At 70.2% G+C, this 14,596-nt stretch carries 10 protein-coding genes and 1 pseudogene; 2 read left to right on the forward strand and 9 right to left on the reverse strand.

The annotated features are described in order from the left end of the window. The first annotated feature begins 677 nt into the window (after nt 1-677). Nucleotides 678-1,664, forward strand: a complete 987-nt coding sequence (locus tag BFF94_RS25110; protein WP_246637400.1) for a glycoside hydrolase family 5 protein — start codon at nt 678-680, stop codon at nt 1,662-1,664. Here BFF94_RS25110 and BFF94_RS25115 read toward each other — a convergent pair whose 3' ends face one another. The 8 genes from BFF94_RS25115 to BFF94_RS25150 all read right to left on the reverse strand — a co-directional run bounded on the left by BFF94_RS25115 (nt 1,665) and on the right by BFF94_RS25150 (nt 11,929). After that, a complete protein-coding gene (locus tag BFF94_RS25115; RefSeq protein WP_246637401.1) occupies nt 1,665-2,729 on the reverse strand; it encodes a hypothetical protein in 1,065 nt (354 codons plus the stop codon). Beyond that, nucleotides 2,719-4,014 carry a lipopolysaccharide biosynthesis protein gene (locus tag BFF94_RS25120; RefSeq protein WP_219139974.1) on the reverse strand — a complete coding sequence of 432 codons (1,296 nt, stop codon included), beginning with the start codon at nt 4,012-4,014 and terminating at the stop codon, nt 2,719-2,721. Before BFF94_RS25120 ends, BFF94_RS25115 begins: the two co-directional genes overlap by 11 nt. Further along, on the reverse strand, nt 4,011-5,177 hold the full coding sequence (locus BFF94_RS25125; protein WP_308286056.1) for a polysaccharide pyruvyl transferase family protein: 1,167 nt from the start codon (nt 5,175-5,177) through the stop codon (nt 4,011-4,013). Before BFF94_RS25125 ends, BFF94_RS25120 begins: the two co-directional genes overlap by 4 nt. Continuing rightward, complete coding sequence (locus BFF94_RS25130; protein ID WP_219139975.1) at nt 5,174-6,397, reverse strand: glycosyltransferase family 4 protein; 1,224 nt, start codon at nt 6,395-6,397, stop codon at nt 5,174-5,176. Before BFF94_RS25130 ends, BFF94_RS25125 begins: the two co-directional genes overlap by 4 nt. After that, on the reverse strand, nt 6,394-8,664 hold the full coding sequence (locus BFF94_RS25135; protein WP_128848421.1) for a polysaccharide biosynthesis tyrosine autokinase: 2,271 nt from the start codon (nt 8,662-8,664) through the stop codon (nt 6,394-6,396). The genes BFF94_RS25130 and BFF94_RS25135 overlap by 4 nt, the downstream gene beginning before the upstream one ends. Beyond that, nucleotides 8,661-9,161: a low molecular weight protein-tyrosine-phosphatase gene (locus BFF94_RS25140; RefSeq protein ID WP_219139976.1), complete on the reverse strand. Its 501-nt coding sequence runs from the start codon at nt 9,159-9,161 to the stop codon at nt 8,661-8,663. Before BFF94_RS25140 ends, BFF94_RS25135 begins: the two co-directional genes overlap by 4 nt. Continuing rightward, nucleotides 9,158-10,411 (reverse strand): polysaccharide biosynthesis/export family protein, encoded by a 1,254-nt coding sequence (locus BFF94_RS25145; RefSeq protein WP_164497734.1) that lies wholly within the window; start codon nt 10,409-10,411, stop codon nt 9,158-9,160. Before BFF94_RS25145 ends, BFF94_RS25140 begins: the two co-directional genes overlap by 4 nt. 126 nt (nt 10,412-10,537) lie before the next feature. Further along, on the reverse strand, nt 10,538-11,929 hold the full coding sequence (locus tag BFF94_RS25150; RefSeq protein ID WP_128843217.1) for an undecaprenyl-phosphate glucose phosphotransferase: 1,392 nt from the start codon (nt 11,927-11,929) through the stop codon (nt 10,538-10,540). Nucleotides 11,930-12,786: 857 nt separating this feature from the next. On the opposite strand from BFF94_RS25150, the gene BFF94_RS25155 reads away from it, so the two are divergent. After that, nucleotides 12,787-13,629: a peptidylprolyl isomerase gene (locus BFF94_RS25155; protein ID WP_128843218.1), complete on the forward strand. Its 843-nt coding sequence runs from the start codon at nt 12,787-12,789 to the stop codon at nt 13,627-13,629. A gap of 316 nt (nt 13,630-13,945) precedes the next feature. Here the strand turns inward: BFF94_RS25155 and BFF94_RS25160 are convergent. Then, a pseudogene (locus BFF94_RS25160) lies at nt 13,946-14,272 on the reverse strand (helix-turn-helix domain-containing protein). Between the last annotated feature and the right edge of the window lie 324 nt (nt 14,273-14,596).

Genomic DNA, 14,596 nt, shown 5'->3' on the forward strand with positions numbered 1-14,596 from the left:
GGGTGGCCCGGTTTCGGAGCGGACGCTCGGCGTTCGCATATGGCAGCGTTTGCGTTTCAACACTCACTTTGTCTGTCGTGGCCGCGCCCACCGACCACCACCGAACGCCCACACCGAAACCGGTCCATAACAGAAGGGGTGCGGCAACCGGCGGAGAGGATGACCAACTCACTCCGACATGAATAGGGCTCCACCGGCGCCGCACCCATGAAGAATATCGGCCGGGCTGGCCACTGCCTATCGGACAGGGCTGATTTTGCGGCTCGCGCGGCACCCGGATAGTCGGCGCGCGAGCGCGACATCCGCCCAGGTCCATGCGTTCGGGGCGGAACGATGCGGCTGGCCTGGCGGCGATGCGCCCGCAGGGGAACGGATGAAGCATTCGGACAGGTCCGATAGCGACGCCGGCATCGCTCTGCAACAATGAACAGCCGCAGCCGCAGCCGCAGCCGCAGCCGCAGCCGCAGCCGCAGCCGCAGCCGCAGCCGCAGCCGCAGCCGCAGCCGCAGCCGCAGCCAAAGCCAAAGCCAAAGCCAAAGCCAAAGCCCCGGTGGCTGTCGATCCACGCTTGCCATCGGCCAACCTGCCATCGTTTCCCGACGAGGCGGCGCGCATCGCCTGCCTCCTCCTTCCATTCGCCTGCCGCGACCGCCGAATCGCCAATGCCCATGTCCCGGATGCCATCCCTGCTCCTTGCCGCCGCGCTGGCTTGCGCGGCCCTCCCGTCGGCCGATGCCGCCGACCGTGCCCGCTGGCCCGGGGCTTCGCACGACAAGCCGCGCGTGGGCGTGCAGGTGAAGATCCAGTCGTTCACCCCCGACGACGCACGGCAGATCCGGCAGACCGGATTCGACTTCGTCCGCTTCGGCGTGTGGACCGATCGCCTCGACCGCGCGGCCTACCGCAGCCAGCTCGACGATGCATTCGAGGCGGCCCGGTCGGCACACTTGCCGGTGCTGCTCACCGTGCGCACGCTCGCGCCGGTCGGGCGGGGAGCCGTGAAAGGCGATGCAAACGCGGCGACGTCGACGCTCGCCGCCGCCGGCGCCCGGCTCGCCGATACCGTCGTGCAGCTTGCCGCGCAATACGGCCCTGACCTGGCGGCCGTCGAACTGTGGAACGAACCCGACCTGAGCCGTTACTGGCCGACCGGCGACGTGACACGCACGTTCCCGCCGTTCGCGGACGGACTGTGCCGGCGCCTGGCCGGCCGGCGGCCGGCGACGCCGATCGTCGGCTTCGGGTTCGCGCGTCCGCCGTTGCCTGACAGCGTGCCCGACCGTCTGCTGGCAGGCATGCACGCCGCGCCGCCGGATTGCCTCGACGCCGTGTCGTACCACGCTTACGGCATGACGCCTGCGCAGATGCGCGCGGCGGCGCAGGATATCGAAACGCGTTACCGCCTGCCGGCGATCGTCACCGAAGACGGCGCGGCGTCGGTGGGCGCAGGCGGCGAGCCACGCCAGGCGCGGCGTCTGCGCGCATTGCTCGACGCGCGGGGAGAGTCGGGAACGCCGCTGATATCGGTGTACGAATGGGCGGATACCGCGCATGCGAACGACGCCGCGCAGCGCAGCTACGGGCTCGTGCATGCCGACCGTTCGCCGAAACCCGCGCTCGACGCGGTTCGCGCGTCGCTGCGCGCCGCGCCGGCCGAGCGGTAATCAGGCGGCCGGCCGGCGCGTCCGGATCGACCACAGCACGACCGCGAACGGCGCGACGCTCGACAGGTGCCGCAAGTAGCTGCCGAGATCGGGCTCGAACAGCATCGACACGGCGACGTGCCCGAGCAGCAGGCAGGCCAGCAGTTCGCCGTGGCGCGAAGGGGTGGCGGCATCCGCGCCGGTCCGCTGCGGCGGCACGCGCCGCCACGCGGCGCCCAGGAACAGCGCGATCAGCGCCTGCATCGCGAATCCCTTCGGATCGAACGAGAACAGCACCGGCAGGTTCAGCCGCACGAGCGAGTACGCGTAGTTGCCCGCGAAGTGGATGAACGAATCGGGCGGGAACGGATTGTAGAAGCTGGTGCGCGCACCGAACGGCGACGAATAGACGAGGTAGTCGACGGCAAGGTCGCGCGGCTGCTGAAGCAGCGTGTAGACGGCATTCGGCAGCGCGACGAGCACGGCGACGAGAAGCAGCGCGCCGGCCAGCCTCGGCAGCATCGAAGCGCGACGAAACACCCACGCCGCCAGCGCGATCGCGAGGATCAGCACGAAGTAGCTGCGGATCGTCGCCGCATAGCCGAGATACAGCGCGACCGCGATCAGCATCGGCCAGACCGTGCCGCGCACGCGCGCGACGGCGAGCACGGCGAGCGCCATCGCGACGACGAGCGTGTCCTTGCTGGCGACGAACAGGTTGAAGAACAGGCACGGCGCGATCAGCGCGAGATAGGCGATCAGTTCGCCGAGCCGCCGCGTTTCGCGCAGCGCGATCCAGATCGTGACGACGCCCAGCGTGACGACGAACAGCGCGGTTCCCGCGCCGCCGAGCGCCTGATAGAGCTTGCCGACCGCATCGAACGACGAGCCGTCGTAGGTCGAGCCGCCGCCGATCTGCGTCTGGATCTTGTCCGCGTCGCGGAAGATGAATTCCGGCAGGAACGTGCGCGCGTTCGCGTAGACGCCGACATACAGCAGCGCGACGAGCGCCGCGATGGCGTCGCGCAGGCCGCGGCTCAGCAGCGGGCCGCTTCCGATCGCCCGGCGGATCGCGTTATGCAGCACGGCCGGCTCCGGTGCGTGCGCCGCGTGCGGCAGGCAGGCGCGACGTGACGATCCACGCGAGCCATGCGGCGACCGCGATGCTGGCGGCCAGATGCGCGACGGCCGCGCCGAGCGCGCGCTGGTCGTGCACGAGCGCGATCGACATCGGCACGCAGGCGAGCGTCAGCGCGGCCATCACGCAGGCGACCACGCGCCCCGCCCGCAACGCGACCGCCGCGGCCCACAGCACGTCGGCGACCGCGCGCAGCACGAACGACAGCAGCAGGATCGCGAGGACGGCGCCCGACGGCATCGGCGCGGCGGTGCCCGCCTGCGCGACGCGGAAGATCCACGGGTGCAGCACGGCGATCGCGAGCGCGGCGGCGCCGGTCAGCGCGAACGATGCGCGCAGCGCATGCGCGAGCTCGGCACGGAACGCCGGCGCCGCGCCGCGCGCGCAGTCGAGCGCGCGCACCAGGCGCGGCGCGGCCACCGCCGCGACGGTCGCCGAGGCGATCGTCTGGATCGCGTTCGCGATCGACCAGACGAACACGTAGCGGCCGAGCGTATCGGCGTCGAGCAGCGCGGACGCGACGAAGCGTTCGAGATACTGCAGCACCGACAGCAGCAGCAGCGCGACGAAGAACGGCGCGCCGTCGCGCCAGACCGTCGCGAGCCGCGCGCGCGTCGCCGACAGCGCCGGCATCGCCGGCAACCGGTGCGCGGCATGCGCGATCAGCGCACAGCCGAGCGCGACGACGCACGCATCGGCCGCGAGCCAGATCGCGAACAGCCCGTCGATCGAATCGATCGCGCCGGCCGTCAGCGCGGCGATCGCGACGCCGGCCCACGCGCCGGTCCGCACGAACAGCAGCCACGATGCGGCGCGCGTGCGGTGCAGCGAGAACAGCCACGTGTTGACTTCGAGCGCCGCATGTTCGGCGCAGGCGACGAGCGCGACGAGCACGAGTGGCATGTCGGGCAGCGCGCCGATGCGCGACGCGCCGAACGCGTCGAGCGGCAGCGCGGCCACGCCGCACAGCAGCACATACGCGCCGGCATACAGCACGGACACGCGCACGCAGGTGCGGATCGCGTCGCGCGGATCGGGGCCGGCCAGCCGGCGGTTGATTTCGGTGCTGAAGCCGAGCCCGAGCACCTTCGACGCGACGACCGACACCGCGAGCGCGAAGCCGTACACGGCCACCGAGTCGAATCCGAGCGTGCGTGCGACGACGATCGTCAGCACGAACTTGAGGCCGAGCGCGCCGACGCGCAACAGCAGCCGGGACCAGGCCGCGTTCATCGCGACACCCCGTCGGCGAGCGCGGCCCGCAGCGCGTCGACGATCTGCTCGCGCGCGTGTCCTCGCCGTGCGAGGCCGGTTTCGGCCTGCATCCAGAAACGGCTCAGCGCATTGGGGGCGAACAGCGTGTCGCACACGGCGTTCGCGTCGAAATCGGCCGCGTTCGCGACCCAGTGGCCGACGCCGAGATCGGCGTACGCGCCGAATCCCTTGCGCTCGTAGCTGAGGTGATACGCGGGCACGCCGTGCAGGATCGCCTCGAGCGCGCCGTGCAGGCGCACCGACACCACGGCGTCGGGCGTGTCGTTGGCGAGCACGTCCTTCAGCGAGCGGGCGGCGTCGAGCCCGCGTTCGCGGTAGTACGCCGCATCGTCGTTGCCGCGCCCGGTGCTCTGCACCGCGAACGTGACGCGGCAGAACGTGCCGATGCGCTCGATCAGCGCGTCGGTCTGCGCGTGATAGCGGGCGCGTTGCGCGTCGTTCCATGCGGGCGGCTGGCGCAGCACGAGCGCGACGTGCGCGGGCGTCGCAGCGGCCGAGCGCGCGCGATCACGCAGGCCGGTCGCCTGCCGGCCGAATTCGAGCACCGCGAGATCGGGCGCGCGTCGCGTGTTCGTGTTCGCGGCGAGAAACGCGGCCGAGCGGTCGTCGCGCACGAACACGGTGGCGAAGCCCGCGAGCAGCGACGTCAGATGGCCGGCCAGCACCGGATTGCCGGCCGCCGGGCCGATGCTCTGCGGCAGATAGACGGCCGGCTTGCGCGCCGCGCGGGCCGTGCGCATCTGCACCAGATGCCCGGCTTCGAGCTTGAGCGCTTCGACGGCGTTGCGCGCGCGCAGGTAGCCGCCGCCGACGCCGACGATCAGGTCGGCGTCGCGCAGCAGCGCGCGCAGATCCGCGAGCGCCGGATTGGCGCCGACGGGCAGCGCCGCCATCGCCGCGCCGATCAGCCGCCCGGCGCCGCCGGCGGCGAGCACGGGGGCGGGCCGTACGTCGGCATGACCGGGGAACGATGCGGGATCGGCGGCGACGACCGAAACCCGCGTATCGGCGCCGAATGCGTCGCGCAACAGCGCGACCGACAGCTCGACGAGCAGCCCGTCGCCGGAATTGCGCGCGCTGTACGCGTGCAGCAGCGCCACATGAACGGGGCGATTCATCATGCGTGTTCCTTGAGAAGGTCGCGATAGACGGCGAGCGTGCGATCGACCATCGCGTCCGCCGAGAAATGCGGGTAAGCGCGCGTGCATTGCTCGCGCATCAACCCGTAGGCGGCCGGATGGTCGACCAGCCGGCCGACCATCGCGGCGAACGCGGTGGGATCGTCGTGATTCGGCACGGTCAGGCCCACGCGATGCCCGGCGATCAGCTCGGTCGCGCCGGAGACTTGCGTCGCGACCATCGGCACGTGCGCGGCGACGGCTTCGAGGCATACGTACGGAAAGCCTTCGTAGCGGCTCGGCAGCGCGAGCAGGTCGAACGCGGAGAAGTAGCGGCGCGCGTCGTCGACGCGGCCCGCGACATGCAGGTTCATGGGCAGGTCGCGCGCTTCGTCGCCCGCCGCCCGGCCGAAATCGCCGGACCCGATCGCGACGACCTGCAGGCGGTTGCCGTAACGCCGGTCAAGCAGGCGCGCGACGCGCACGAGGCGGTCGACGCCCTTCTGATGATCGAAGCGGCCGACGAAGCCCACGACGAACGTGTTTTCCGCCAGCCCGAGCGCGGCGCGTGCCGCGCGGCCGGCGAGCAGGCGCGGCGGCGTCACGCCGTTCTCGACGAGCCGGATCCGCTGGCGCGCGATGCCGAGCGCATGCAGGTGATCGGCTTCGTCCTGCGACACCGCGATGACGGCGTCGGAGCATGCATTGCCGAGCACGCGCTCGATGCTGCCGTAGAACATGCGTTTCGCGGGCGACAGCGTCGGGTTCAGCGTATAGACCGCATGCGGCGTATAGACCTGTTTCCACGGCCCCTGGCAGAGCCGCGCGAGCGCGCCGGCCTTCGAGCTGTGGCTGTGCACGATGTCGGGCCGCAGCCGGCGCAGCAGCCTGCGCAACGCGAGCGCGCCGCGCAGGTCGTGCAGGCCCACTTCGCGCCGCAGCGGCAGCCGGTGGAATCCATCGCACTGGCCGGCGGCGCCGGCCAGCATCGCGTCGTCGAAGCGCTCGCCGAGCGGCGCGATCAGGTGAATCTCGACGTTCGAGCGCGCGCGCAGCCCCGCGATCAGGTCGGTCAGATGCACGGCGACGCCGCCGCCGGCCGCCTCGACGACGAGCGCGACGCGCAGCGGCGCGGCGGCGCGCGCCGCAGGCATCGTCCGGTTCGAGGCATCGCGGGGCGCGGTGAGATCCGCTTGCGGCGGGAGGATGTCGATGTCGCTCATGAGGACCTCTTCAGCAGGCGTCGAAGTGCCGCACGCAGGCGGTCGAGATGGGCGCAGCGCGTCTCGCAGACATAGCGATACGCTTCGTAGCGATAGCCGCCGAACTTCGAGCCGAACGCGGACGCGCCCGAGCGCGGGTCGAGCCCGTTGAGCACGACGCCGAGCTTCCCGTCGGGCCGCTGCGGCAGCCGCTTGGCGGATTCGACCAGGTCGCCGGCCCGCGTCGATCCCGCGCGTGCGACGAGCAGCGTCGTGTCCGCGTACGTGTCGAGCCAGGTGGCGTCGGTGGCCGCGAGCAGCGGCGCCGAGTCGATGATCACGAGGTCGTAGCGTTCGCGCAGTTGCGCGAGCAGCGCGCCCACCCGCGGCTGTTGCAGCAGCGCGGTCGGCGCGGCCGGCAGTGCGCCGGTCGGCAGGACGTCGAGGTTCGGCGCGACGCCGCGATGCACGACGTCGTCGGCGTGCATGCTGCCGTCGAGCAGTTCGGCGAAGCCGGGCCCGCGCTCGAGGCCGAAATACTGGTGCAGGTAGCCCTTGCGCAGGTCACCGTCGATCAGCAGCACGCGGCGGCCGCCCGACGCGTGCACGGCGGCGAGGTTGACCGACACGAACGACTTGCCGGTGCCGGGCGCGGGGCCCGAGACCAGCACCAGCGGATGCGCGACATCCGCGAGCGAGAAGTGGAGCGCGGTCTGCAGGCTGCGCAGCCCTTCGATCGCGGGTTCGTAGGGATCGTCGTAGGCGAGCACGTGCAGGCCCGGGTCGTGCCGGTCGACCGCGCGCATCAGCTTGCGCTGGCGCGTGGCGGCAGGCAGCACCGCGCGCACCGGCAACGACGCATGGCGTTCGATTTCGTCGACGGCGGTCAGGCCGCCGTACAGCAGTTCCCGCGCGAACGCGGCGAGCACGCCGAGCGCGAGACCGGCCAGCGCGGCGGCCGCGATCACGACCGGCCGGTTCGGCCGCACGGGATCGGCGGGCGCGACGGCGGCATCCACCACGCGCACGCTGGCCGTCCTGCCGGCCTGCACGAGTTCGAGCTGCTGGATGTTGTTCAGCAGCGCGGTGTACAGGTCGGTGTTGACCTTCACGTCGAGCTGCGCGCGGACTTCCTCGCTTTGCTGGGCGGGCAGGCGGGCGATGCGCGTGTCGAGCGAGCCTTGCTGGCGCTTCAGCGTCGCCAGTTGCGCGTCGAGCGCGGCCATGTCGGGATGGGTCGGCATGAAGCGGCGCGACAGCTCGTCGTGCTTCTGCCGCAGTTCGAGCATGCGCGTCTGCAGCTCGGCGCCTTGCTGGAGCGCGACCTTGCCTTCCTCGGGGAGATCGATCGAGCCGGTGCGGCTGCGCAGCTCCGAATAACGCGTTTCCGCGCGTTCGAGCTGCTGCTTGACGATCGGCAACTGCCCGTTCAGGAAGCTCAGCGATTGTTCCGCTTCGGTCGAGCGGCGCCCGATGTTCTGCTCGATGTAGCGGTTCGCGATCGCGTTGAGCGTCGCGCTGATCTCGGCCGGATCGTTGCCGCGCAGCGACGCGACGAGCACGCCCGATTGCTTGACCTTCTCCTGCACGTCGAGCGCGGTGCGCAGCGTGTCGATCGTTTCCGCGCGCGATTGCCGGATCAGCGCGAAGCGCGTGCCGGGCAGCGCGTCGAAGCCCGTGACCTCGATCTGCAGCGGGCCGTAGCGCGTCGCGAAGGTTTCCTCGCGGCCGACGGTGCCGATCGCGTCGGCCTTCAGGTCGGCGCCTGTGAGCCGGTAGCGCGTCTCGTCGAGCCGCACGACGTGGAACGTGTCGCCCTCGGCACGCGCCGGCACGTCGAACCGGTCGACGTCGATCCGCTCCTGGCCCCATGCGTAGCCGCCGAAGCCGAACAGGCCGGGTGTCACCGCGCCGTCGTTGAAGCGGGCCGCGAACGCGCCGATCACGGGCACGCGCGACGGTTTCGCGACGATGTAGGCGCGCAGGTCTTCGACGGCACGCGTGACGACGAGCCGCGACGACAGGATCTGCGCCTCGGCCGAGGCCGGCGAGCCGACGTTGAAGAACGACGCGGCGTCGCCGAGCAGGTTCTTCGACGCGGCATCGGCCGCATCGTCGGTCTGGATCATCAGGTCGGCCTGATACGTTTGCGGCGCGACGAACGCATACAGCGCGCCGGCGGCGATACAGGCCGCCGTGATGGCGGCGATCGTCCAGCGCGCGTGGCGCAGCACGTCGAGCACGCCGACCAGGTCGATCTCGCGTTCGGGGGAAGAGAGGTTGTTCATGGCAGGACGGAGAGGGCGGGCGCGGCGGCGGGCCAGCGCGTCGCGAGGCATGGCAGCCAGCACTCGACCGCCAGGTCGATCAGCGCCGCGCAATGGATGAAGTCGTGTCGCGTGCCGCGATACGGATCGGGAATGTCGACGCCGGCGTGCGGGCCGCCCAGCGCGCGCGCATGCTCGCCGAGGCGGAACACGCGGCCGCGCAGGACCGGATGGCGCGCTTCGAGCGCGCGCCGCTGCGCGTGATCCATCACGAAGATGAGATCGGCCCGGCTGCACAGGGCCGGGGTGGCGGGGCCGGCGACATGCGTGTCGAGCGAGAGCCCGCGCGCTTCGGCCATTTCGGCGGCGAGCGGATCGGCCGGGCGGCCCGTGAGCGGCGCGAGGCCGGCCGAGCGCACGTCGGCCTGCGGCAGGCGCGCGGCGAGCAGCGCGGCCGCGAGCGGGCTGCGGCAAATGTTGCCCTCGCAGACGGCCAGCAGGAACGGGCGCGCGCTCATTTCGCGGCGATCCCGGCGGCGACGCCCGTGTTGACGCTCGGCAGCAGCAGGCTCAGCACGCGGCTGAAGCGGACGAGGCCGTTGCTGTCGACGTAGACGATGTCCTTCGGCTCCAGCTCGAACTGGTTCGCGAGCACCATCGCCACCGGCGAACGCGCGTCGAGATGGAACACCGTCGGCGCGCGGTCTTGCGCGCCGCGGATCACGAACATCTGCGCGGCGTCGGCCGTGTTCGAGTTGATGCTGCCGGCCTGCAGCAGCGCGTCGCTGAGCGTGAGGCGGCCGTCGCGCTTCGGCCGCGCGAGCGACGGGCGATTGACCTCGCCCATCACGTAGACGCCGTTGTCGTCGCGCGCGCCGATGCGCAGCAGGTCGCCGTCGCGCAGCACGATGCGGGACACGTCGCGATGGCGTTCGATGAGGCGGGCGAGATCGATGCGCACGGGCGTGCCGTCGCGCACGATCGTCACGTCGCTCTGGTCGGCGGCCGGCGTGAAGCCGCCCGCGCGCGCGATCGCGCTGGCGAGCGTCATCGGCACGTCATTGACGGGCAGCGCGCCCGGCGTATGCACCTCGCCGTCGACCATCACCTGCTGCGAACGGAACGAGGCGACGCGCAGCGTGACCTGCGGATCGCGATAGACCGATCCGAGCGCCCGCTTCACGCGCGCCTGTGCGTCGGCGGCAGTCAGGCCCGCGACCTTCATCGAGCCCGCGTACGGGAACGTCAGGTTGCCGCGATCGTCGACGACGAACCCTGCTACCGGGTCCGCCGCGCGCGGCGGCGTTTGCGATGCGCCACCCTGCGCGGCGGCGAGTTCGGGGTGATCCCAGACCGTGATCTGCAGTACGTCGCCCGGGCCGATCCGGTAGGACGGCGCGCGCGGCGCGGCGGGTTGTTCCAGCGACGCGGTCGCGGCGTCGCGTGCCGCGCGCAAGCGTGCGATCAGCGCGGGATCGACCGGGATGATCGGCGGCATCGCGGCGGATGCAGGCGATGCGGATTGGGCCGCGACGATGCCGCCGTCGACGCGAGCCGGTTGTGCGGCGGGCGCGTCGTTCGACCCGGCGCCGGCCGCCGGCGCGGATGCGAGCGTGTCGGCATGCTCATCCGCGAGCCAGCCGAGATACGACGTGTTCATTTTCATGCCGGGCGCGAGCGCGCATCCGGACAGCCAGACGCAGGCCGTCAGAACGAGCGCGAGCGCACCGCGGCGGCGCGGGGCCGCCGATGCGATCGGAATGCTCATGGGTTCCTTCCAGTAGCGCCGCGCATGGCGATGCGGCGGCATGCGGCGGGCCCGTCGGGACAGAGCCGCGCCGAAGTCAATCGGAAAGCGGCGGCGTGACGCCGCCGCGCTGAACGGCCGGGCCGCTCAGTAAGCGTTGGGATGCACGATCCCCTTGAACACCGTCGCGCCGATGATTCGCAGGTCGAGCGCGAACGACCAGTTGCGCAGGTAGTACAGGTCGTACTCGACGCGCGACTGCATGCTCTCGAGCCGTTCGGTCGCGCCGCGCAGGCCGTTCACCTGCGCCCACCCGGTGATGCCGGGCTTGATCCGGTAACGGTGGATATAGCCGTCGACGATCGTGCGGTACTGCGCATCGTGTTCCACCGCATGCGGGCGCGGGCCGACCACCGACATGTCGCCGAACAGCACGTTGATGAACTGCGGCAACTCGTCGAGGCTGGTGCGGCGCAGGAACGCGCCGACCTTGGTCACGCGCGGGTCGTTGCGCATGGCCTGGACGACCGTGCCGGGCTGTTCGGCATGCGCCCGCATCGAACGGAACTTGTAGATGTCGAAGGTGCGGCCGTCCGCGCCGCGCCGCTGCTGCGTGAACAGCACGGGGCCCGGCGACGTCAGCTTGATCGCCACGGCGATCGCAAGCAGCAGCGGCATCAGCACGATCAGCACGGCGGCCGCGAACGTGCGGTCGAAGATCGCCTTGACGAACCGCGCGCCGCGCGACAGCGGCGGCGCGGCGAGCGAAATCGCCGGTTCGCCGAGAATTTCCTCGACATGACTGCCGAACAGCGCATGCCTGCTGATGTCGGGCATCAGGCGCAGCTCGACGAAGTCGTTGCGGAATTCGTCGATCACGCGCGTGATGGTTGCGTCGTCGTCGAGCGACAGCGCGATCCAGATCTCGTCCGCGCGCGTGCCGCGGGCAATGGCGGCGAACGATGCGAGGTCGGTCGCGACGGACGCACCGTCACCGAGTGTCGCCGCGGGGCCGGTCGTGCGATACGCGCCGACGATCCGGTAGCGCGGTGCGCCGGCCGTGCCGAGCGATTCGACGATTCGTGCGATCCGCTCGCCGCTGCCGACGATCGCGACACCGACCGGCGTGGCCGGCGCGCGCAGGCTGCGGCGGCGCATGACGCTCAGCACGACCCGGAAGACCACGAGCGCGACCGCCACGCCGATCGTCCAGTCGAAGTACCAGGTCAGCAGCATCATCGTGACGCTCGTCACCGCGAGCATCTTCAGGAAAACGAAGCCTTGAACGACGAGCCACAGCGCGAGCGTGCGCAGCGCGTAACGCGTGGCGGGGCGCGGGCGGCCATCGATCCCCATGGCCGCCAGCCGCAGCAGGAACGCCGCGAGCAGCGCACTGACGCCGATCAGGATCAGTTCGATCCGAAGCGTGGCGGGATCCAGGAGCGCGCCGTGATGTACGAGTGCCGCGATCACGACGATGACGCCCACGTCGACCGCGCATACGGCGAGTTCGCGTCCCGGTGCATGTCTTGATTTCATATCGATTCCATCGTTGCCGACGCGCGGAGGATTGAAGCGGCGCGTGGTGTATTCGGGAGTACGACGAGTCTATGAGTGATGCCGATGCCGCACTATCGGACGAAGGGCAATCGTTCCGTGCCGCGTGTCGGACTGGGCCTCATTCCGATAGGACGGCCGGCCGACGTGGTCAGGAAATGTCAAATCGGCAATCGCGGCCGACGCCTGGAGAGGGCGCGAATGGCATGGCGGCGGGCGGTCGGCGCGTCTGATTCGCTGCATCGGAGGGCTTGCGTGTGGGCCCAGTCCGATTTAGGCGGATAGCGCCGTGCAAGTAGGACATGTCTGATGGAGGTCGATGTCGCGCGCCACTCTAATACGAGTCATTCCACCCGATCCCGAGTACCGACGATGAGTCATGCGCATCATCTGCTGAAAGACACCATATCGGTCACGGCCGCGACGCGATTCATGCGGAATAGGACCAGGCTGATTGCGGGGGCCCTGTTCGACCTCCGACAATGCATCGGTCGGGTGGTCGCATGGTGTCCGCCCGATACCTCGTATCCGAAGCTTGGCTTCGTTGGGTGCGCTGCCCGGTTTCGGGCAGCGCCTTTTTTTGCCTGTGTGGCCGACTCGGCGCGCGCGACACGGGGCGGGCCAACATGCGTGAATGCCTTGCGGCGACCGGTGGGCCCGGTCGCATCTCGACCGCTCCGGTCGATCGTTGGGACAACGCTGCCTTATGCGGGCGCAGGGCATTCACGCCTGTCCGCGGATCGCGTGCCGACGCCTTCGGCTGCTCACGGCCGTGACACTGTTTTCTCCCTTGCCGCCACCGCGTGCGGCCTATCCACCCATCGATGAAGGACATCGTCATGAAGAACCATCGCATCCCACTCATTTACACCCTGATCGCACTCGCGTGTGCCTGCGGCGCGCCGCTCGCACGCGCCGCAGGCACGAAAACGGAGGCGCCGCTACCGGCGGGCGTCGAGGCGGTCGTGAACAACGTACCGATTCCGCGTGCCGAGGTCGACGAGATCGTCAAGGCAACCGGCCAGGCCGATTCGCCGACGCTGCGCGCCCAGGTCAAGCGCGACCTGATCGTGCGCCAACTGGTCGGGCAGGCGGCCGACAAGGCGAACTACGGCGAGCGCCCCGAAGCGATCCGCGTGGCGATGCGGGCGCGCACGGAAGCCGCATCGGCGCTGTACCTGCGCGATTCGGTGCGCCCGCAGCCGGTGACCGACGCGCAGGTCAAGGAACGCTACGACGCGATCGTGAAGAATGCCGCGCAGTTCGAATACCGTGCCGAAGTGGTGGCCGTGGCCGGCGCGGCGGCCGCGAATGCGGCGGCGGCGGAACTGAAGCAGGGTGTCGCGTTCGACGCCGTCGCGAAGAAGTACAACACGACCGCGAACGGCGGCGTCGCGCAATGGACCGAACTGCGCACGCCGCTCGCCGAAGGCAATACGGCGGAGCTGCCGATGCCGCTCGCGCAGGCGATCACGTCGTTGCAGCCGGGTGCCGTCACGGGGCCGATCCAGCTCGGCAACGCCTTTGCGTTCGTGAAGCTCGACGAAAAGCGGCCGACCGTCGTGCCGAGTTTCGACGCCGCGAAGAACGTGCTGCGCCAGCAGCTCGAAGCGCAGGCGCAACAGCGCGCGATGACGGCGCTGGTCGAGAAGCTCGCGTCGCAGGCGGCGATTCAGCAATAAATGCGTGCCCCGGGACACGCGGCGGATTCGGGGAATCGCCGTGTCAGCCGCTGCCGTCGATGACGGCAGCGGCTTTTTTTATGGTCGGCATGCGAGAGCGGGCCGCGCATGCGGAATCAGTCCAGTCCGATTGGATAAGGCGACGGATCCCGATAATCTGAATGGGTGTGGCGCCGAAGCCGCCCGGCGGCGACCGCTGGGCCCGGTCGTAGTCATGCTATTCGATAGCGCTACTCCTAACGCTGCCTCATGCGAGCGTCGAGCAGGCTCCGGCTGCCACACACTACTTTCCGCGAGCCATCGTCAGGATGGCCGATCAAGATCCGGCCGCAACCGCAACGCCTGCCGGGCGTGTGCGTCGCGCAGGCCGAGCCACATTTCCACATGCTGGCCGAGCGACACCAGCGGCTGCATCAATCGCTCCAGCGAAATGTTTCGGCGCTTGTAGCGGCGCACCTGGGACACCTTCGGCATGTGTCATGCCCGTGATCGCCGCTGCCTCGGTCTGGCTCAGGCCGCGTGGGTCGATCGGCGCGTCGAGCTTGAGCGCGAGCGCCGTCCTGGCCGACAGTTCCGGGGCATCGTCGAAACCCGGGGCCGGCCGCACGTTGTCGGTGCCTTGAGGGTGGTTATTGCGAGTCATCGACTTGTCTGCTGCTCGTCCAGGACGGGCAAACACCGCCTCCACCCGTTTCCGCGTCGATATCGCGGATCATTCCTGTTCGGATCTGAATCGCAAGTGCCGGGATGGGCGCGGCAGCGCCGGATATCGGTGCCGTGGCCCAATGACGGGGCAGGTAGCTGATTACCTGGATACATCGAAACCCGACGGCACGGGTTCGTGCCGTCGGGGCGCGCGATCGGCACGAACCGGCGCTATCCGGATCCTTTCCCACCGACTGCCGGTATTGCGTCAAACCTGTCGCGGAATCGACGACGGGCAATCCGTCTTGCCCGCCATGGTCGC

It is taken from the genome of Burkholderia catarinensis, from assembly GCF_001883705.2.
GTDB classification, from domain to species: Bacteria; Pseudomonadota; Gammaproteobacteria; order Burkholderiales; family Burkholderiaceae; genus Burkholderia; species Burkholderia catarinensis.

What these genes read in the sequence shown, in the direction of transcription:
- BFF94_RS25110 (WP_246637400.1), top strand. Translation starts at nt 678, where the DNA reads ATGCCATCCCTGCTCCTTGCCGCCGCGCTGGCTTGCGCGGCCCTCCCG.
- BFF94_RS25120 (WP_219139974.1), bottom strand. Translation starts at nt 4,014, where the DNA reads ATGAACGCGGCCTGGTCCCGGCTGCTGTTGCGCGTCGGCGCGCTCGGC.
- BFF94_RS25125 (WP_308286056.1), bottom strand. Translation starts at nt 5,177, where the DNA reads ATGATGAATCGCCCCGTTCATGTGGCGCTGCTGCACGCGTACAGCGCG.
- BFF94_RS25130 (WP_219139975.1), bottom strand. Translation starts at nt 6,397, where the DNA reads ATGAGCGACATCGACATCCTCCCGCCGCAAGCGGATCTCACCGCGCCC.
- BFF94_RS25135 (WP_128848421.1), bottom strand. Translation starts at nt 8,664, where the DNA reads ATGAACAACCTCTCTTCCCCCGAACGCGAGATCGACCTGGTCGGCGTG.
- BFF94_RS25140 (WP_219139976.1), bottom strand. Translation starts at nt 9,161, where the DNA reads ATGAGCGCGCGCCCGTTCCTGCTGGCCGTCTGCGAGGGCAACATTTGC.
- BFF94_RS25145 (WP_164497734.1), bottom strand. Translation starts at nt 10,411, where the DNA reads ATGAGCATTCCGATCGCATCGGCGGCCCCGCGCCGCCGCGGTGCGCTC.
- BFF94_RS25150 (WP_128843217.1), bottom strand. Translation starts at nt 11,929, where the DNA reads ATGAAATCAAGACATGCACCGGGACGCGAACTCGCCGTATGCGCGGTC.
- BFF94_RS25155 (WP_128843218.1), top strand. Translation starts at nt 12,787, where the DNA reads ATGAAGAACCATCGCATCCCACTCATTTACACCCTGATCGCACTCGCG.